Raw genomic sequence first — 257 nt, forward strand, 5'->3', positions numbered from 1 at the left:
GGCGGGTCGACCTGCCGCCGTACCACTACGCGCTGGTGTTCGATCGGTAGCCGGACGGCCGCAGTCGCCGTCGGTCCGTGCCGAACAGCGTATTTTAGAATAATGGAATTCACGCACAAGTCTAATAGGCTGCCGCCGCAACCGTCGCGTGTGAGACAGCCATGACCGACATCGAACCCGACGACACCGTCGACGCCAGAGGCGCAGCCTGCCCCGGTCCCCTGATGGACCTCATCGGCGCGATGCGGGGCGCCGAG

General features: G+C 65.4%; 1 pseudogene. It reads left to right on the top strand.

The window, feature by feature from the left end:
- Positions 1–161: 161 nt before the first annotated feature.
- A pseudogene (locus EXE42_RS20525) lies at positions 162–257 on the top strand (sulfurtransferase TusA family protein); the annotation flags it as partial.

The sequence above is a fragment of the Halorubrum sp. SP3 genome, from assembly GCF_005435195.1.
In the GTDB taxonomy this organism is placed as follows: Archaea; Halobacteriota; Halobacteria; order Halobacteriales; family Haloferacaceae; genus Halorubrum; species Halorubrum sodomense.